The sequence below is a fragment of the Brucella tritici genome, from assembly GCF_902825325.1.
Lineage (GTDB): Bacteria > Pseudomonadota > Alphaproteobacteria > Rhizobiales > Rhizobiaceae > Brucella.
This window is the reverse complement of sequence record NZ_CADEAR010000002.1, coordinates 148,796-166,007: the sequence shown is the minus strand read 5'-3', so window position 1 is coordinate 166,007 and position 17,212 is coordinate 148,796. Positions and strand designations below refer to the sequence as shown.

Below are 17,212 nucleotides of genomic sequence, written 5' to 3'. Positions count from 1 at the left end.
CCGGTGCCTCACATATCGAAGTTGATCATGTTCTTCATAATGAAGATGCCGGTCAGCATCAAAACGGCTGCAATGCCCAGAAGCATATGTCCGGTCGAAGACGTGAAAAGCAGCGTCATATATTGCGGGCTCGTCAGATAGACGAGAATCGTAACGATGAAGGGCAGGGCACCGATGATTGCTGCGGATGCTTTGGCTTCCATGGAAAGAGCGTTGACCTTGGCTTTCATCTTCTTCCGGTCGCGCAGAACCTTCGAAAGATTGTTCAAAGCTTCTGAAAGGTTGCCACCTGCCTGGGCCTGTATCTGAATGACAATGGCAAAGAAGTTGGTTTCCGGGCATGGCATGGAATCGGGCATCTTGCCAACCGCCTCAGGGATCGAAAGCCCGATCTGCTGCGCCTCGACAACCTTCTTGAACTCGCTTTTGACCGGTTCCACAGCTTCGCTCGCAATGAGCCGCAAGCCATCGTTGAGCGGGAGTCCCGCTCGGGTCGCACGTACGATGACATCGAGTGCGTTGGGAAACTCTTCGAGAAATTTCTTCAGTCGCCGCTTGCGCTTTTGCAGCACGAACCAGCGTGGCAGGCCGAAGAAGCTGGCAATCGCGATACCTGGCAGGAAAAGCAACGGTGCGCCGAAGATCAGCGCGATGAATGTTGCGAGAAACGCGGCCACACCGGAATAGATATAGAATTTCCGCAAAGTGAGATTTAGCCCGGCCTGCGTCAGCAGAATGCGTAGAGGTGGATATTTCTGGTTCTTCTCGCGTTGCTTCTGTCGCGCTTCCAGATCCTTGATGTTGTCCTGCAACTGTTTTCGGCGCTTGAGTATGTCGGCATTTCTGTCGCGTTCGCTGCGCGTTATCGCCCGTTCCGAGCCGCTGTTGCGCACAGTTTCAAAACGACGCGCTGCATGATCTTTCTTGCCGAGCTTTTCATAAAAAAGCGCATAGAACAGAGCCGCACAGGCAATCACGGCAAGCACGACGAACATCATGATGCTGGCGCCGGAACCGGTCATGCGTTTGTCCTTTCCATGCTGTCGAGCACGGAAGCAAGGCGGCTGTCCTCATTGTAATAGCGGGCGCGTTCCCAGAAGGCAGGACGTCCGATTCCGGTCGAGCTATGACTGCCGAGAATGCGGCCGGAAGCATCTTCACCCTTGATATCGTAGAGAACGAGATCCTGGGTGGTGATGACGTCGCCTTCAAGCCCCACCACTTCGGTGATGTGGGTGATGCGGCGTGAGCCGTCACGCAAGCGAGCGGCCTGAATGATGATATCGACCGAGCCCACGATAATTTCGCGTACTGTCTTTTGCGGCAGCACGTAGCCGCCCATGGCGATCATGGCTTCCATACGATTGAGGCATTCACGTGGGCTGTTGGCATGGATCGTGCCCATCGAACCGTCGTGACCGGTGTTCATGGCCTGCAGGAGGTCGAAAACCTCCGGGCCGCGCACTTCGCCGACGATGATGCGTTCGGGACGCATGCGCAGGCAGTTTTTCACCAGATCGCGCATGGTGACTTCGCCTTCGCCTTCCAGATTGGGCGGGCGGGTTTCCAGACGCACCACATGCGGCTGCTGCAATTGCAGTTCAGCCGAGTCTTCGCAGGTGATGATGCGTTCGTGCGTGTCGATATAACGTGTCAGGCAGTTGAGAAGCGTCGTCTTGCCTGAACCGGTACCGCCCGAAATGATCACATTGCAGCGCACACGGCTGATGATCTGCAGCAGCTCTGCTCCGGCATTCGATATAGCGCCGAATCGCACCAACTGGTCGAGCGTCAGCTTGTCCTTGCGGAATTTACGGATGGTCAGGGTTGGGCCGTCGAGCGACAGCGGCGGCGCGATGACGTTGACGCGAGAGCCGTCTGGCAGGCGCGCATCGCAGATCGGGCTCGATTCGTCGACACGACGTCCGACCTGACTCACGATACGCTGGCAGATGTTGAGGAGCTGCTGGTTATCGCGGAAACGGATGCCGGTTTCCTGCAACAAACCGTCCACCTCGATATAGGTCCGGCGCGAACCGTTGACCATGATATCGGCGATGTCGTCACGGGAAAGAAGCGGTTCCAGCGGGCCGTAGCCCAATACGTCGTTGCAGATGTCATCAAGCAGCTCTTCCTGCTCGGCAATCGACATGACGAAATTCTTGATGGCGATGATGTCGTTGACGATGTCGCGGATTTCCTCACGCGCGGCGTCCGGTGCCATGCGGGAGAGTTGCGACAGATCGATCGTATCGATCAACGCCGAGAAGACCTGCGATTTGGTGTCGTAGTAACTTTCGGTCTTTTCGCGGCCCTGTGTACCTGGCTGGGCGGGAGATCGGGCCTGTGTCGTCGGGACGGCTGCCTGCATACGGGATGGTTGGACTGCCGACTGGGCCGGAGTGGATATTGCAGCCGAAATGGCAGGTTTCGGCGCAGCCGGTCGTATTCCGCTTTCCGGCTTGTTTCCCGTATCGTTGCCTCTTCTGCCGAACATGATTTCCTGCCGTTATTTGGTCTTGCGTGCAAACTTGCCGAGAAAGCTCGAAATGCCGGTTTTCTTGCGCGGCTGCACATCGGCCCTGCCGGTCACTGCATGCGCAATATGGCTGATGGCTTCGGCAATCGGGCTTTCCGGATTGGTTTCTGCGATCATCCGGCCATTATTGGCTGCATTGCCGAAAAGCTGTGGATCGAAGTCGATGGTTGCGACTGGATCAATGCCGAGCGGCTCGGAAAAATCGGCGAGCGCGATTTCCGGTCGTTTGGGAATGCCCATCTGGTTCAGGACGAGATGTGGCTTCACATCGTTCGGGCGCAGTTGCGCCAGCGTGTCGAGCAGGTTCTTGGTATTGCGGAGGTTGGCAAGATCGGGTGTTGCAACGATCACGACTTCGTCGGCGCGCATCAATGTGGTCCGCGTCCAGCCGCTCCAGCCATGTGCCACATCCAGCACAATCAGCGGAGAATTGCGCTGGGCAACATCAATCAATTCGGCGAAGGCATCTTCACCGAAATCGAACGTGCGCTCGAGGCTAGAGGGAGCGGCGAGGATCGAAAGATGGTCGCCATATTGAACCAGCAATCGATCGAGATAAACCTCATCAATGCGCTCTGGTGAGAAGACGGCATCGGCAATGCCAAGCGTCGGATCCTGATCGAAATTGATATTGGCTGTGCCAAAGGGCAGATCCATATCCGCCAGAACGACGTCGTGCCGGAACAGGTCGGAGATCGACCAGGCGACATTGTGTGCGATTGTTGAAGCACCAACGCCTCCCTTCGCACCGATGAAAGCAATAGATCGACCGAGCGGTTCCGCACCGGGATCGAGAAAAATCGAGGAGACGATGGCCAGAATATCTGCGAGCGAAACAGGCGCGACGATATATTCTGAAACGCCGCGGCGAAGTAGTTCGCGATAAAGCCAGACTTCGTTCGAGTGGCCGATGACCATGACTTTCGAGCCGGGATCACAGACCTCCGACAATTGCTGCAGTTCTCCAAGCAGCACATTGGGCTCGGAGGCTGATTCGACGATGATCAGATTGGGCGTGGAGGCGGTCTGATAGAACTCGATTGCAGCCGCGATACCGCCCATCATGACCTTGAGATGGGTTTTGGCCATACGGCGGTCACCGCCCGCGCGCTCAATCGGAATGGCGACGCTTTCGTTCACACAAAAGGCCTGGATTGAAATGCGTGGAATGGGGCGCACATTTTCAAGCATGATCGGCGCGCGGCCCGTCTCGACGCCCTGTTCTTCTTCCGCCGGTTCGAACGCGAAGTTGCTCATGGCGCCCTCTTAATACTCGGCCTGCTGGCTGCGGGTTTCCTGCCAGTTGTCCGTCTGTGCAGGCGACATTTTCACATAGCCCTGATCGCCGTTGAGGCGCTCCGTCGTGCGGTCCGAATCGATTGGCGACATGACGCGCGGTCCCAGAAGGTCGGCCGGATTGGCGACCTGAGCGGCAAGATTGTTCTGCGACGCGCAGCCAAAATTGGCGTAGTGCTTGTTTTCAGGCGTGCTGGCGAGATCGTCCGGCCAGCGACCGCACGGTGTCGTGCCAGCTGTCATCGCATAATAGCTGATACGGATGGGGGCCGCTGCTTCCGGGTTGTCTACGGGATAGTTTTCGATGGCGATATTGTTCGCCTTGATGCCGCTGCGCCGCAGTGTTGCCGACACCTCTGTGCTCAGCCGATAGGCTGCGGCCTGATTGGATGCACCCGACGGCACCAGAACATAGAGCATGCCGGAACCACTGCGTCGATAATTGGTAATGGCTCCCTGAATGATGCCGCGCTGCATCGGGCTGAGCTTCTGGGAGGCTTGCGCGACCGGAATATCTGTGACCTGTTCCCGCTCGGCAATCGTGATGGGATGGTTTGTGCGGTAATCGTCCGGCAGCGCCCCCACAGTGACATGCTGGCGGTTCGCGCAACCTGCGAGAAGGGCCAGCGACAGGGCGACAAGCGCTGGTCGGGCGGAAATCCTGCAAAAGCCTCTGACTGAATAGGTCATGATCTATCCCCGCTCACTTGTAGATATAACCGACGACGCCGTTGTAGCGACCGGGCGGCAATTTGGTTTCCATCGTGCCGTAAACGCGATTGACCTTGCCAAGAATGTATCCCGCGCCATCGCTGGCCGGGTTGAGATTGTCGTCAGGCCGCGCAAGCTGCTGGCGGGCAACAGGGCGCGCCAGATAAGGCGTCACGATCACCACCAGTTCGGATTCATTGCGGATGAAATCCTTGCTGCGGAACAGCGCGCCGAGGACCGGAATCTTGGTAAGGCCCGGAAAGCCTGAAACCGACTGGCGCACTTCGTCACGGATCAGACCGCCGATCATCATGGAGCCGCCGGATGGAAGCTCGACCGTCGTGTCGGCCACACGCTTGCGCAGCGACAGAATACTTGCGCCGACGCCATCCATCTTGTTGGTCGTGCCTGCGCCTTCCGTCGTCGGTTCGGAGACGGAGGTTCTGATTTTCAGACTGATGCGTCCCGGTCCCAGCACGGTCGGCATGAATTCGAGGCCGATCCCGTAGTTAATCTTGGCCAGTTCATTGGTTCGCTTCCCGTCATCATCATATTTCACGCTGTTGATGACGTTATATTCGCCGCCGACATTGAAAGCCGCTTTTTCGCCTGAGATCGCGGTCAGCGTCGGCTCGGCGAGCGTCTTCATCACGCCAGCCGTTTCCATCGCCCGCAGATAGGCCGAAAAATTGCTCGTCGCGAGGCCGAACCCGGTATCGGACAGGTTGTTGCCTATGGCTCCGGCAATACTCTCGGAAATTCCGCCATAGGAGATACCATTCGAAACACCGCCGCCGCTCATGTTGACGCCAAGCTGCTTCATGACCGAACGGCTGACCTCGGCGACGGTGACTTTCAGCGTCACCTGATCTTCGCCAACGATAGTCAGCATATTGACGATGGCGCTCTCGCGGCGGTTTCGGTCAGGATTGTTGATGGCAACACCGCCGCCATCCGTTGGCGCGGATGCAGTCGTGGTGAACTGGCCGGTTGTAGCCTCGCCACCAGAAACGAAAAGACCGGCAAGTTTTGCGGCCTTCGCGGAATCCTGTGGGGTCTGCACCGTTCCGGTCAGCACCACATTATCGTTGATCAATTCGACGCGAATATCGGAACCAGGAATGAGACGCTTCAGCTGGGACGAAATCCCGCTCACATCGCGCTCGATTTCGACATCGATGGATGCGACCTGCTCGCCATTCGGACCGAAAACGAAAATATTGGTCTGCCCGATCTGTTTGCCGAAAAGATAGATGCGCCGCGACGTGCGCGTCACTGCATCGGCGATTGTCGGGTTGGAGACGAGAACGTCATAGGCATCCTGCGGAAGATCGAGAACGACAGACTTGTTGAGGCCAAGCTTGATCGTCTGCGAACGCTGCTGGCTGCCGACCTTGACGACGCCAGCTGCCGCCATGGCGGACATATCGGTGAGTGGCAGTGAAAAGGCGGCAAGCGCGCTGGCAAAAAGCGCGATCTTTTTGGAGTACGGGCGCACGCGTTTTATCTTTCTCATGAGCGCGGTCCTATTTCTGTAACGCTGCCGGACTTGATGATCTTGACCGTCCCGCTACGGGTCGGCGAGGAAACCAGATAGTCGGCCTGCTTGATATCCTTGTCCTCGACATCCTGTGTCGAGCGCAGTGCCAGCGTCAGGCGATCCGCCATCTGCTGGGCGACGGTGATGATTTCGGCCTGTTCCGGCGTGACTTCGAGCGTGGCTGTCTGGCCGACCATAACCTTGCGGCCCTGCTCGTCTTCCTGAATGGCCTGATCAATGGCCAGAACACGTACGTTCTGCAACACGGTTTCGGTGGTGAAGGGTGTCAGCGATTTATCGCCATTGTCCGGCTTGCGGCGGGTCATGATGACATCGACGAAATCATTGGGGAGAATGAAACCACCGGCCGAGCTTTCGGCATTGATCTGTGTCGCGACGGCGCGCATGCCGGGCGGTAGGATCGACGACATGAAGCTCTGTCCCGGACCGATGAGCTTGGTCTTGCGGATCGGTTCACCCGTGAAGAACTGCAACCGCACGGTCGCGCCGCTCAATTGATTGATGGCATCGGGTTCGCTCGCACGGGTGATATAGCCATCGCTGACTGCTTCCGCGGGCCAGGGCTGCCAACGCATTTGCGATGTCAGTTCTGCGCCGACCCCGAGATTCTCAGTGGCAACCAGCACATCTTCCAATTTCATCTGCGGTGTTTCGGGCGCGACGACGATGGGGGCAGGCGGCGGTGCGGAGAGGTTCATGGCAATATAGCCCGCTCCACCAGCCGCAAGAACGGCCACTCCTAAAATGAGCAGTCGAGCTGATTTCATGATGTGCCCCACGCAAATCCCCACGTCTCGATGACGTGTTCCAAAATTGCACTGGCAATCGTGTAATTATGGTTAATATAATCTTATTCGAATAAAGAAAGATTGGGATTACACGCTGGCGTTGCGCATGAAGGTGCTCAAAAAGCTCCTGCTATATAAGCCATCATCGAAATTCCGACCGGCGACAGTGGAAATGTCCAGAGTCCGGCAGCACCAAGCGCAATCCCGTAGGGAATGCCTATATCCTTACGAGCAAGCGTTCCCATGAAGGCATAGCGATCCGCCAGAAGCGGGCGGGGGATCGTCCTGTAGAGAATGATCGTGAGTGTCAGCACGCCGCCCAGGATCGAAACCATCACAAGATAATCCATGAGGCTGGTGTTGGGGCCGAACCACAGGGCCGTCGCCGCAATGAGCTTGGCGTCACCGCCCCCCATGGCGCGAAGGCAGAAGAGCGAAAAAGTGACAATGAGCGCGATCCCACCGACAGCCAGATGCCAGCCATAATCGGAAAGAGAGATGCCGCAAAGCGGTGCGAGCAGGATGAAACCGAGTGTCAGGCTGATGGAAACGCGGTTGCGAATGGTCATCGACATCAGGTCGGTGATCATGGCCGTCACCATTGCCAGAGCGAAGATTGCCGTCATGGCTGCTGCTGTCATTGCCGATGCCCCCGCGTCGCCTGTCATCCCACCATTTGGCACCGTTTGCACGGAATTACGCTATAGTGATCAGCGGTTCGTCGCTTGTTCGAACTGGGTGGCGGTGTCGTTGAATTTTTCGCCGACATTGCCGGCCACGAGCGCGACGCCGCTGATAATCATTATAGAAACCAGCGTGCCGATCAGCGCATATTCGATTGCTGTCGAACCGGCCCTGTTCTTCATGAAACGCGTCATCAATGTCGGCATCACATGCTCCTCGCTGTTCCGATCGCGCGGGTTTTTGGAATGCGCTTTAAATTCGGATGCGCTCAAGCATAGGAGAGAGGAATTGTGGCCCTCTTAACAATCAGGGTTAATGAAGTGTTTCGGCGCTCTCCGGGGTGCGGCAACCGCGCGATTGGTTAATCTTTGGCGAATTGCGGGCATGGTGTGCAAGGAGGGGTAGCGACTTAATTCTTCCTTCACCAATCCTGTTCATTCTTTGCTCATTATATTGATGGGGCTTCATGAGCTTGGCCATTATATCAGCGGGGGAATGTCGCGTGGCGCGTCGTTTGTTTTCTTTGGGTGGCTTCGCCACAGTGCCCGCCATGGGCGTCGCGTTCATGGCAGTTTTTGTCGCCGCACCGGCGTCTGCGGAAGACTATATTGCCCTTGAAACAAGTCAGGCACGCATCCTGCGGCTGGCGCGTCCTGCCGACAGCGTAGTGATCGGGAACCCGTCGATTGCCGATGCGGTTGTTCAGGATGCGCAGACCATCGTTCTGACCGGCAAGGATTTCGGCGTCACCAATATTGTCGTGATGGATAAGCAGGGCGAACCGATTCTCGACCGAGAACTGGTTGTTTCCCGCAATACACGCGGAACGACGCGGATTTACCGTCAGGCAGAAGTACAAACGCTTTCCTGCACGCCCTATTGCGAAAAAGCCTCGACGAAGAGCGGTTTTGACGACAAATAGCGATAATCACGCATGAGCTACCGCTGCCGTTAATACTCTTTCAGGTTGTCCTGTTGTAACGATACGCCCCATCGAATTCAGAAAGAGTTGGGTGGGGTATGACATTGGGGCTTTTGGCGCGTCACCTTGCGCGAGTGGGTGTAAGCCTGCGCCGTTTCGTCCGTGCGCAAAATGGCGTGGCGGCGGTTGAGTTCGCGCTGCTCATCTTTCCATTCCTGCTCATCGTCTTTGCGACGATCGAGGTCGGCATGAGTTTTGCTGCGCGTCAGGTCATATCTAACGCGACGGAGACGGTGGCGCGTAGATTGCAAACGGGCCAGATCAGAGGGACTGCGATAAGCGAAGAAGCCCTGCGCAAGGAACTCTGCCAGCAGATGCAGTTCATGGTCGCTTCGGGCTGTCCCAATCTTTCACTCAATCTTGGAACCTATGAAGGCTTCGACAAAGTTCCGACTGACAAGATTCTCGATGAGAAAGGCAAGCTCACGCAGACAGGCATTACCGGGACGAGCGGGACATCAACGATCAACCAGCTCAATGTGGTGTATGCTTGGCCGGTGCTGACGAACATCCTCTATATGATGGAAAGCCCTTACAAAGCGGACGGCACGATGCCGCTTTTTGCGACGCTTACCTGGCAGAATGAACCCTTCCCGAACTAGAACAACCGACGTGCACCCCGAAAAGCGTTTCTAACTTTTCGAGATGCACTCCAGAGCGATCGATTGTCATGCGTAACTATCTTCGGAAATTTCTGAGTGACCGGGGCGGCTTGGGAGCGGTTGAGTTCGCCCTGATCGCTCCCGTACTGCTTTTGATTTATCTGGGCTCCGCCGATCTTGCCGACGGGTTCGACACAAACAAGAAAGTGTCGCGATCGGCGAGCAGTCTCGCCGATCTGGTTGCTCGCCAATTGTCGATCACGAAGAATGATCTGGACGACATGTTCAATATCGGCCGCGCTTCGCTTCTGCCCTATGGCCGGAGCGACCCGAAGATAAGGATCACCGCAATCAGGATCGACGGAACCACGAGTGCCAAGAACCTGACGCCGAAGGTGGACTGGTCCTATGCCAATATCGCGAATTTTGCAGCCAAGAAGGGGGGCAACGGCGATCTTCCGGCAGGCCTCGTTGGTGAAGGATCATATTTCATCAAGGTCGATGTCGAACTCGACTACAAGCCGCTCAATGCATGGATTTCTACCAGCATTCCGATGCGCGAAACCTATTATCTGGCGCCGCGCTATACGAACACGATCCCCTGTACCAATTGCTGAGCTCTTGGCATTGCGGACAAAACTGAACATATAAGGGCAAAGCCAATGTAAGGCTCTTGTTCAGGATCAGTTTTCAATGCCCGAATTACCAGAGGTCGAGACGGTTCGCCGTGGTCTGCAGCCCGTCATGGAGGGCGCGACCGTCAGCCAAGTCGAGCAGCGACGCCCGGACCTGCGCTTTCCCTTTCCCGAACGTTTTGTCGAACGGCTTTCCGGCCGGCGCATTTCGGCGCTTGGACGTCGCGCGAAATATCTCACGATCCATCTTGATGATGGCCTTTCCGTCATCAGCCATCTTGGCATGTCGGGTTCGTTTCGCATTGAAACCAATGACGGCGGCGACACGCCGGGCGAATTCCACCATGAGCGCTCCAAGCTGAGCGCACATGACCATGTCGTGTTTCACCTCCTGGGCGCCGACGGCGCTCCTGCCCGCATCGTCTACAACGATCCGCGTCGCTTCGGCTTCATGCTCTTTGCGGAAGAAGGCACGCTCGACAGCCATCCGCTGCTGGCAAGCCTCGGCATAGAACCGACAGGCAATCTGCTCTCGGGCGCCATTCTGGCAGAACTCTTCAAGGGACGTCGAACTCCGCTCAAGGCGGCGCTGCTCGATCAGCGGTTGATAGCCGGTCTCGGTAATATCTATGTTTGCGAGGCGCTCTGGCGCAGTCATCTGTCGCCCATGCGTTCTGCGGGGTCCATTGCAGAGAACGCCGCAATCATGGAGCGGCTCGCTTCCGATATCCGCATGGTGATTGCAGAAGCCATTGTTGCGGGCGGGTCAACTCTCAAGGACTATATTCAGGCAGACGGTGCGCTCGGCTATTTCCAGCATTCATTTTCTGTCTATGGACGCGAGGGGGAACCATGCAGAAATCCCGCTTGCAACGGCATTGTTGAACGGGCGGTACAGTCGGGACGTTCGACTTTTTTCTGTGCTTCCTGCCAGCAATGAGGCCTTGAAAAAGAAGCCCCGCCGGTCCACCTTGCCGGCCAATCAGCGAAAGCGCATCCCGAAAAGTGTGAAACGGTTTTCGGAAAAGATGCGGATTCAAACCAAAAAGATAGAGCATTTTCCGTGATTCAGGAAAAACAGGAAATGCTTGATCTGTCTGAAGGAGGAGTTCAAATCCATGGCCTATGAAACGATCATCGTCGAGACACGTGGCGGCGTCGGCCTCATCCGCCTCAACCGCCCGCAGGCGCTGAATGCGCTGAACCGCAAGATTCTCGACGAATTGACCGAAGCTCTCGGAGCTTTCGATACGGACGGCAAGATCGGCGCTATCGTGTTGACCGGTTCCGAAAAGGCTTTCGCTGCCGGTGCCGACATCAAGGAAATGCAGCCGATTGATTTCGTGGACGCCTATCTTCAGGACATGTTCGCCGACTGGCAGAAAGTGGACCGTGTCCGCAAGCCAATCATCGCGGCGGTGTCAGGCTACGCGCTCGGCGGCGGCTGCGAACTGGCCATGATGTGCGATTTTATCATTGCGGGCAGCAATGCGAAATTCGGCCAGCCGGAGATCACGCTGGGCGTCATGCCCGGCATGGGCGGCTCGCAGCGCCTCACGCGCTATGTCGGCAAGTCCAAGGCAATGGATATGTGCCTGACCGGGCGGATGATGGACGCCGCAGAAGCCGAACGCAGCGGCCTCGTCTCGCGCGTCGTTGCGCCGGAAGAGCTCCTGGAAGAAGCGCTGAAGGCTGCCGAACGTATTGCATCCTTCTCACGTCCTTCCGTGCTGATGGTCAAGGAAGCGGTCAATCGTACTTATGAAATGACGCTGAGCGAGGGGCTTCGCTTTGAGCGGCGTCAGTTCCATTCCCTGTTTGCGACGGAAGACCAGAAGGAAGGCATGGCAGCCTTCATCGACAAGCGGACACCATCGTTCAAGAATCGCTGATTGATCGGCTGGCGGTCCAATGGCCGCCCCGACAACAGCTTGCCGGAAGCCTTCCCGCCACGTTTGAAGGGCTTCCGGGCCGGGTTTGCGGCTTTTTGATCAAGCTTTGGGGCAGAATCCACGTTGACGCCGCGCCAAAGCTGATCTATAAGCCCGCCCACGGATCGGTGGCCCCAGGGAACCTCAAGGGATTTTCTCGGCTGCCCTAGAGGTTTTGTGCCCGGCGGTTTTTGCCCCTGGCTAGCTGACAGAAAAAAGAGAGGCATTTATGGCCAATACTCCTTCGGCCAAGAAGGCAGTGCGCAAGATCGCTGCCCGCACCGAAATCAACAAGTCCCGCCGTTCGCGCGTTCGCACCTTCGTGCGCAAGCTGGAAGACGCTCTGTTGAGCGGCGACAAGCAGGCTGCAGAAGTCGCGTTCAAGGCTGCTGAGCCTGAACTGATGCGCGCAGCGTCCAAGGGCGTAATGCATAAGAATACCGCTTCGCGTAAGGTATCTCGCCTCGCTCAGCGCGTTAAGGCTCTGAACGCCTAATCATTCATCCATTCTTATGGATCGCTTTCGAAACCCGGCTCATTGTTAGCCGGGTTTTCTTTTTTGAACGCTTTTCAGAAAGCCGACGTTCTCTCGCTCCACCTTGAATTGTAGAGATTTTTCAATGCCTAGTTGGAATATTTTGCAGGGCGGCTAATTTCACATCTGGTGATTTAATTAGTATTTTCAAATGGTTGCATATTTTTATCCACTGTTATCCACAGGCTGGTTTAGGGACTCGGAAGGCGTTTTGAGTCAAGGAATATTTTTAAATTTATTTTCAGGCAGAACATATCAGGATCACCTAAAAATTGCTCAGTGAAAACGCATTGAATCCAAAGGTGTTATTTCGCTGGCATTCGATTCCCTACTTTTGTCGAGTCCCTCTGCAAGGGCTTTCAGCAAAAAAATGTGGCTTTCTGAGGCTTGCCCTTTGCAGCAGGGCTTCGCTAAAGTCAGGGCATAAGAGGGGTGGGCCACCGGCCCGGAGTTAGCATCAAATAGTGGATTTGTTGGCGTGGGCATCACAGCCCGCGGGTGTTACATTCTGGTCGTAAGGTCCTGTTCCTCATGGTTGTTTGCTTACCGTTCATTAACCGGAATGCCGTTTTAGGCATGTCCCCGACAATTGAATGGTTGTGGCGGATTTCTTTCCGGGCAATCAGCCTCCGGTAAAGTGTTGTGAGTCGTAAAAAGGTCGCCGGGAAGGAGTATCCGGGTGTGGGTCCTGATGGGACCGTTTGAGTTTGTGTTTGGCCCAGAGCTATAGAGCCGGGCTTTGTGAGTGAGTACCTGCCGCGCCAGACGGATGATAAGTCTGCGGTCCGGACAGGAAAAAATGACAAGCGCCAGAAAACGGCGCGTACGAATGTGAAGGCAGGCGAGACGATGGCAATGATGACCGGTAAATCGACGGCAACGATGGGTGATGATGCACATGCGAACCGTATCCACGGATCTTCTGCTACCGGAAATGACAAGAGCCTGGTCGAGTTGAGCGGCAATGCCGGTGACGAGGTTTTCGAGCGCCTTACGGCAAAGCTGAAAGCCCGCGTCGGCACCGAGATTTATTCCAGCTGGTTCGGTCGTCTGAAGCTCGACGACATCTCCAAGAGCATTGTCCGCCTGTCGGTTCCGACGGCGTTTCTGCGCTCCTGGATCAACAACCATTATTCCGAACTTCTGACCGAGCTGTGGCAGGAAGAGAATCCGCAAATTCTGAAAGTCGAAGTCGTGGTTCGCGGTGTAAGCCGTGTGGTGCGCAGTGCCGCTCCCGTGGAAGCCTGCGAAGCCGCTGAAACCAAGCCCGCCGTCGCTCCGCGCGAAAAGATGGTGTTCCCGCTCGGACAGTCGTTTGGCGGTCAGTCGCTGGGTGATAAGCGCGGTTCCGCAGTGGTCGCAGAATCGGCAGCGGCTTCGGGCTCGGTTTTGGGTTCTCCGCTTGATCCGCGCTATACGTTCGATAGCTTTGTCGACGGCGCATCGAATCGCGTGGCGCTTGCCGCAGCCCGCACCATAGCGGAAGCCGGTTCCAGCGCCGTGCGTTTCAATCCGCTTTTCATCCATGCTTCCGTCGGTCTCGGTAAGACACACCTTTTACAGGCAATTGCTGCTGCCGCGCTCCAGCGTCAGGAAAAGGCCCGTGTTGTCTATCTGACGGCTGAATATTTCATGTGGCGCTTCGCCACTGCTATCCGCGATAACAATGCGCTGTCCTTCAAGGAACAGCTGCGTGATATCGACCTTCTCGTGATCGACGATATGCAGTTCCTGCAGGGTAAATCTATCCAGCACGAATTCTGCCATCTCCTGAACACGCTGCTCGATAGCGCCAAGCAGGTTGTGGTTGCTGCCGACCGTGCGCCTTCCGAACTGGAATCGCTCGATGTGCGCGTTCGTTCGCGTCTTCAAGGCGGTGTTGCGCTCGAAGTTGCGGCTCCTGATTACGACATGCGTGTCGAGATGCTGCGTCGCCGTCTGGCCGTCGCACAGGCAGAAGATTCGAGCCTCAATATTGGCGAAGAAATTCTCTCTCACGTTGCCCGCACGGTTACCGGATCGGGTCGCGAACTGGAAGGCGCTTTCAACCAGCTTCTGTTCCGCCAGTCTTTCGAGCCGAACATCTCCATCGACCGCGTCGATGAGTTGCTCGGTCATCTGACCCGCGTTGGCGAACCGAAGCGTATCCGCATCGAGGAAATCCAGCGCATAGTGGCGCGTCACTATAATGTCTCGAAGCAGGACCTGCTGTCGAACCGCCGCACGCGCACCATCGTCAAGCCGCGTCAGGTGGCAATGTATCTTGCCAAGATGATGACACCACGTTCTCTGCCGGAAATCGGTCGCCGCTTCGGCGGTCGCGATCACACAACGGTTCTTCATGCCGTGCGCAAGATCGAGGATCTGGTTGGAGCCGACACCAAACTGGCGCAGGAACTCGAGCTTCTGAAGCGCCTTATCAACGATCAGGCTGCCTGATCGGTAAACCATCCCCGCTATCAACGGCGGTTATCAACAAAAAGCCCGGGCCCTGTCGCTTTCCGACACGGCGCGGGCTTGCTTTTCTCCTTAAAAATCTGCCACTTTAACGGACCTTCTGGCGCCCCGGCGCCTTATCGACAGGGGCCGCCTGCCTGCCCGTCAGATGCAGTTGCCCTGTCCCAGCGAGCGAGTGCGTTTGAACATGCGTGTTACCCTAGAGCGATCGAACCTTCTCAAATCTCTCAACCACGTCCATCGCGTCGTGGAGCGCCGCAACACGATACCGATTCTGTCGAACGTGCTTTTGCAGGCGGAGGGGGCAAGCCTCGCACTCAAGGCGACCGACCTTGATCTTGAGGTCAACGAAGCGACGGCCGCCATGGTGGAACAGGCAGGCGCCACGACGGTTCCAGCGCATCTTCTCTATGATATTGTCCGCAAGCTGCCTGATGGCGCTGAAGTCATGCTGTCCACCAATCCGGATGGCGGTTCCATGTCGGTCATTTCCGGCAAGTCGTCCTTCCGCCTGCAATGCCTGCCGCAGTCCGATTTTCCGGAATTGACCGCCGGTGCCTTCACTCATTCGTTCCGGATCGAGGCGCAGGCGCTGAAGCGTCTCATCGACCGCACGCAATTTGCGATTTCGACGGAAGAAACCCGTTATTACCTCAATGGCATTTTCTTCCACGCTATCGAAAGCGATGGCGCCTTGAAGCTGCGCGCTGTCGCGACCGACGGTCACCGTCTGGCGCGCGCCGAGCTGGAAGCGCCGTCCGGCACGGAAGGCATGCCGGGTATCATCATCCCGCGGAAGACAGTTGCTGAACTGCAGAAGCTGGTCGATGTGCCGGATGTGGTCGTTACAGTCGAACTGTCGGACGCCAAGATTCGATTCACCGTTGGATCGGTCGTCCTCACCTCGAAGCTGATTGACGGCACCTTCCCGGATTACCAGCGCGTCATTCCGTCTGGCAATGACAAGAAGCTCACCATCGGTCGCCAGGAGTTTGCGGCCTCCGTGGATCGCGTCTCGACCATTTCGAGCGAACGTGGCCGCGCGGTAAAACTTTCGATTGCCGATGGCCAACTGACGCTCACCGTCAACAACCCTGATTCCGGCAGCGCAACCGATGAGCTTGCGGCGGACTATGACGCCGACCCGCTCGATATCGGGTTCAATTCGAAATATCTGCTCGACATTACGAGCCAGCTTTCCGGTTCGGATGCGGTCTTCATGCTCGCCGACGCCGGTTCGCCGACACTGGTGCGCGACACTGGCGATGAAGATGTGTTGTACGTCCTGATGCCGATGCGTGTTTAAAGAACAGAAAAGTGAATACGCCTGAGCCTAATCAAAGCCGCACGGAACGAGTTTCGATCCGGCGGCTCAAGCTTTTGAATTTCCGCAATTATGCGGAACTGTCACTGCCGCTTGGCCCCGGCCATGTCGTGCTGACAGGTGAGAATGGCTCCGGCAAGACCAATCTGATCGAAGCAATTTCCTTCCTGTCACCGGGACGCGGCCTGCGCCGTGCCGCCTATGACGATGTTGCCCGCACCAACTCGCTGGACGGCTTTGCCATTCATGCGGCGCTCGACTGTATGATCTATGGTGAGGCTGAAGTCGGCACCGGAACCGCTGGTGGTGGCGAGGGTGGCCGCAAGGTTCGTATCAACGGTATTGCGGCCTCCGGCGATGATATGCTCGACTATGCGCGCATCCTCTGGGTAGTGCCATCGATGGATGGACTTTTCACCGGAGGCGCTTCTGATCGCCGGCGTTTTCTTGATCGCATGGTGCTTGCCATCGATACTGCCCACGGCAAACGCGTGCTCGATTATGAGAAAGCGATGCGCAGTCGCAATCGCTTGCTGAACGATGGCAACAATGACGATCAATGGCTGGATGCGATTGAAAGCCAGATGGCGGAGCTGGGCACGGCCATTGCCGCTGCGCGCGCCGAAGCCATGCGCCTGATTGCGGCGATGATCGAACGGCTTCCTGCCGAAGGACCGTTTCCAAAGGCCGATTGCTTTCTGGAGGGGGCGCTGGAGCAGCGAATCAATGTCGAGGCAGCGCTCGATCTTGAAGAGGATTTCCGCCGTACCCTACGCGATGGCCGCACGCGGGACCGGGCGGCAGGCCGCACGCTCGATGGCCCGCATCGCACCGATCTGATCGTCCAGCATCGCCCCAAGGCCATGCCCGCCGCGCTCTGTTCCACGGGTGAGCAAAAGGCGCTTTTGATCGGTCTCGTGCTTGCCCATGCACGACTGACGGCAGAGCTTTCCGGTATGGCTCCGATACTCCTGCTCGATGAAATCGCCGCGCATCTCGATACGGGACGCCGCGCCGCGCTCTTCGGCATCCTTGATGAACTGGGTGGGCAGGCTTTCATGACCGGTACGGATCGCGCCCTTTTCGAAGCGCTCGAAGGGGAAGCGCAATTCTTCAACGTCTCTGCCGGTCATCTCACCAGACTGTCCGACGCCTGATCCGAAAACC

General features: G+C 56.8%; 17 protein-coding genes. 9 read left to right on the top strand and 8 right to left on the bottom strand.

Features of this window, described 5'->3' with window-relative positions; genetic code table 11:
* Positions 1-8: 8 nt before the first annotated feature.
* The 8 genes from HWX93_RS02975 to HWX93_RS02940 all read right to left on the bottom strand — a co-directional run bounded on the left by HWX93_RS02975 (position 9) and on the right by HWX93_RS02940 (position 7,785).
* On the bottom strand, positions 9-1,022 hold the full coding sequence (locus HWX93_RS02975) for a type II secretion system F family protein (protein WP_176036452.1): 1,014 nt from the start codon (positions 1,020-1,022) through the stop codon (positions 9-11).
* Complete coding sequence (locus HWX93_RS02970) at positions 1,019-2,497, bottom strand: CpaF family protein (RefSeq protein ID WP_109987104.1); 1,479 nt, start codon at positions 2,495-2,497, stop codon at positions 1,019-1,021. The genes HWX93_RS02975 and HWX93_RS02970 overlap by 4 nt, the downstream gene beginning before the upstream one ends.
* 12 nt (positions 2,498-2,509) lie before the next feature.
* Positions 2,510-3,796, bottom strand: coding sequence for an AAA family ATPase (locus HWX93_RS02965; RefSeq protein WP_109987105.1), 1,287 nt, complete (start codon positions 3,794-3,796; stop codon positions 2,510-2,512).
* 9 nt (positions 3,797-3,805) lie between these two features.
* Positions 3,806-4,525, bottom strand: a complete 720-nt coding sequence (locus HWX93_RS02960) for a CpaD family pilus assembly protein (RefSeq protein WP_176036451.1) — start codon at positions 4,523-4,525, stop codon at positions 3,806-3,808.
* Positions 4,526-4,538: 13 nt separating this feature from the next.
* Positions 4,539-6,062: a type II and III secretion system protein family protein gene (locus tag HWX93_RS02955; protein WP_109987107.1), complete on the bottom strand. Its 1,524-nt coding sequence runs from the start codon at positions 6,060-6,062 to the stop codon at positions 4,539-4,541.
* Positions 6,059-6,874 carry a Flp pilus assembly protein CpaB gene (gene cpaB, locus HWX93_RS02950; protein ID WP_109987108.1) on the bottom strand — a complete coding sequence of 272 codons (816 nt, stop codon included), beginning with the start codon at positions 6,872-6,874 and terminating at the stop codon, positions 6,059-6,061. The genes HWX93_RS02955 and cpaB overlap by 4 nt, the downstream gene beginning before the upstream one ends.
* A 137-nt stretch (positions 6,875-7,011) precedes the next feature.
* Positions 7,012-7,536: an A24 family peptidase gene (locus tag HWX93_RS02945; protein WP_235969058.1), complete on the bottom strand. Its 525-nt coding sequence runs from the start codon at positions 7,534-7,536 to the stop codon at positions 7,012-7,014.
* 69 nt (positions 7,537-7,605) lie between these two features.
* On the bottom strand, positions 7,606-7,785 hold the full coding sequence (locus tag HWX93_RS02940; protein WP_071632059.1) for a Flp family type IVb pilin: 180 nt from the start codon (positions 7,783-7,785) through the stop codon (positions 7,606-7,608).
* Positions 7,786-8,081: 296 nt separating this feature from the next.
* Here HWX93_RS02940 and HWX93_RS02935 point away from each other — a divergent pair, with 296 nt between their 5' ends.
* The 9 genes from HWX93_RS02935 to recF all read left to right on the top strand — a co-directional run bounded on the left by HWX93_RS02935 (position 8,082) and on the right by recF (position 17,202).
* Positions 8,082-8,501: a pilus assembly protein N-terminal domain-containing protein gene (locus HWX93_RS02935; RefSeq protein ID WP_109987110.1), complete on the top strand. Its 420-nt coding sequence runs from the start codon at positions 8,082-8,084 to the stop codon at positions 8,499-8,501.
* Positions 8,502-8,599: 98 nt separating this feature from the next.
* Positions 8,600-9,163 (top strand): TadE/TadG family type IV pilus assembly protein, encoded by a 564-nt coding sequence (locus HWX93_RS02930; RefSeq protein WP_176036450.1) that lies wholly within the window; start codon positions 8,600-8,602, stop codon positions 9,161-9,163.
* 68 nt (positions 9,164-9,231) lie between these two features.
* Positions 9,232-9,780 (top strand): TadE/TadG family type IV pilus assembly protein, encoded by a 549-nt coding sequence (locus HWX93_RS02925; RefSeq protein ID WP_109987112.1) that lies wholly within the window; start codon positions 9,232-9,234, stop codon positions 9,778-9,780.
* Between the two features lie 76 nt (positions 9,781-9,856).
* Complete coding sequence (gene mutM, locus HWX93_RS02920; RefSeq protein ID WP_176036449.1) at positions 9,857-10,738, top strand: bifunctional DNA-formamidopyrimidine glycosylase/DNA-(apurinic or apyrimidinic site) lyase; 882 nt, start codon at positions 9,857-9,859, stop codon at positions 10,736-10,738.
* A gap of 178 nt (positions 10,739-10,916) precedes the next feature.
* A complete protein-coding gene (locus HWX93_RS02915) occupies positions 10,917-11,690 on the top strand; it encodes an enoyl-CoA hydratase (RefSeq protein ID WP_176036448.1) in 774 nt (257 codons plus the stop codon).
* Between the two features lie 268 nt (positions 11,691-11,958).
* On the top strand, positions 11,959-12,225 hold the full coding sequence (rpsT, locus tag HWX93_RS02910; RefSeq protein WP_010657809.1) for a 30S ribosomal protein S20: 267 nt from the start codon (positions 11,959-11,961) through the stop codon (positions 12,223-12,225).
* An 894-nt stretch (positions 12,226-13,119) separates the two neighbouring features.
* The gene (dnaA, locus tag HWX93_RS02905; RefSeq protein ID WP_109987175.1) at positions 13,120-14,703 is read left to right on the top strand and encodes a chromosomal replication initiator protein DnaA; all 1,584 of its coding nucleotides are present in this window, start codon (positions 13,120-13,122) and stop codon (positions 14,701-14,703) included.
* Positions 14,704-14,908: 205 nt separating this feature from the next.
* Positions 14,909-16,027: a DNA polymerase III subunit beta gene (gene dnaN / locus HWX93_RS02900; protein ID WP_061344706.1), complete on the top strand. Its 1,119-nt coding sequence runs from the start codon at positions 14,909-14,911 to the stop codon at positions 16,025-16,027.
* An 11-nt stretch (positions 16,028-16,038) separates the two neighbouring features.
* Positions 16,039-17,202, top strand: coding sequence for a DNA replication/repair protein RecF (gene recF / locus HWX93_RS02895; RefSeq protein ID WP_109987114.1), 1,164 nt, complete (start codon positions 16,039-16,041; stop codon positions 17,200-17,202).
* The last annotated feature ends 10 nt before the right edge of the window (positions 17,203-17,212 follow it).

Excerpts from the sequence above, each read along its gene's own strand:
- HWX93_RS02960 (WP_176036451.1), bottom strand. The coding sequence starts at position 4,525 with ATGACCTATTCAGTCAGAGGCTTTTGCAGGATTTCCGCCCGACCAGCG.
- HWX93_RS02940 (WP_071632059.1), bottom strand. The coding sequence starts at position 7,785 with ATGCCGACATTGATGACGCGTTTCATGAAGAACAGGGCCGGTTCGACA.
- cpaB (WP_109987108.1), bottom strand. The coding sequence starts at position 6,874 with ATGAAATCAGCTCGACTGCTCATTTTAGGAGTGGCCGTTCTTGCGGCT.
- mutM (WP_176036449.1), top strand. The coding sequence starts at position 9,857 with ATGCCCGAATTACCAGAGGTCGAGACGGTTCGCCGTGGTCTGCAGCCC.
- HWX93_RS02975 (WP_176036452.1), bottom strand. The coding sequence starts at position 1,022 with ATGACCGGTTCCGGCGCCAGCATCATGATGTTCGTCGTGCTTGCCGTG.
- HWX93_RS02915 (WP_176036448.1), top strand. The coding sequence starts at position 10,917 with ATGGCCTATGAAACGATCATCGTCGAGACACGTGGCGGCGTCGGCCTC.
- HWX93_RS02955 (WP_109987107.1), bottom strand. The coding sequence starts at position 6,062 with ATGAGAAAGATAAAACGCGTGCGCCCGTACTCCAAAAAGATCGCGCTT.
- rpsT (WP_010657809.1), top strand. The coding sequence starts at position 11,959 with ATGGCCAATACTCCTTCGGCCAAGAAGGCAGTGCGCAAGATCGCTGCC.
- HWX93_RS02930 (WP_176036450.1), top strand. The coding sequence starts at position 8,600 with ATGACATTGGGGCTTTTGGCGCGTCACCTTGCGCGAGTGGGTGTAAGC.
- dnaA (WP_109987175.1), top strand. The coding sequence starts at position 13,120 with ATGATGACCGGTAAATCGACGGCAACGATGGGTGATGATGCACATGCG.
- HWX93_RS02970 (WP_109987104.1), bottom strand. The coding sequence starts at position 2,497 with ATGTTCGGCAGAAGAGGCAACGATACGGGAAACAAGCCGGAAAGCGGA.
- HWX93_RS02925 (WP_109987112.1), top strand. The coding sequence starts at position 9,232 with ATGCGTAACTATCTTCGGAAATTTCTGAGTGACCGGGGCGGCTTGGGA.
- dnaN (WP_061344706.1), top strand. The coding sequence starts at position 14,909 with ATGCGTGTTACCCTAGAGCGATCGAACCTTCTCAAATCTCTCAACCAC.
- HWX93_RS02945 (WP_235969058.1), bottom strand. The coding sequence starts at position 7,536 with ATGACAGCAGCAGCCATGACGGCAATCTTCGCTCTGGCAATGGTGACG.
- HWX93_RS02965 (WP_109987105.1), bottom strand. The coding sequence starts at position 3,796 with ATGAGCAACTTCGCGTTCGAACCGGCGGAAGAAGAACAGGGCGTCGAG.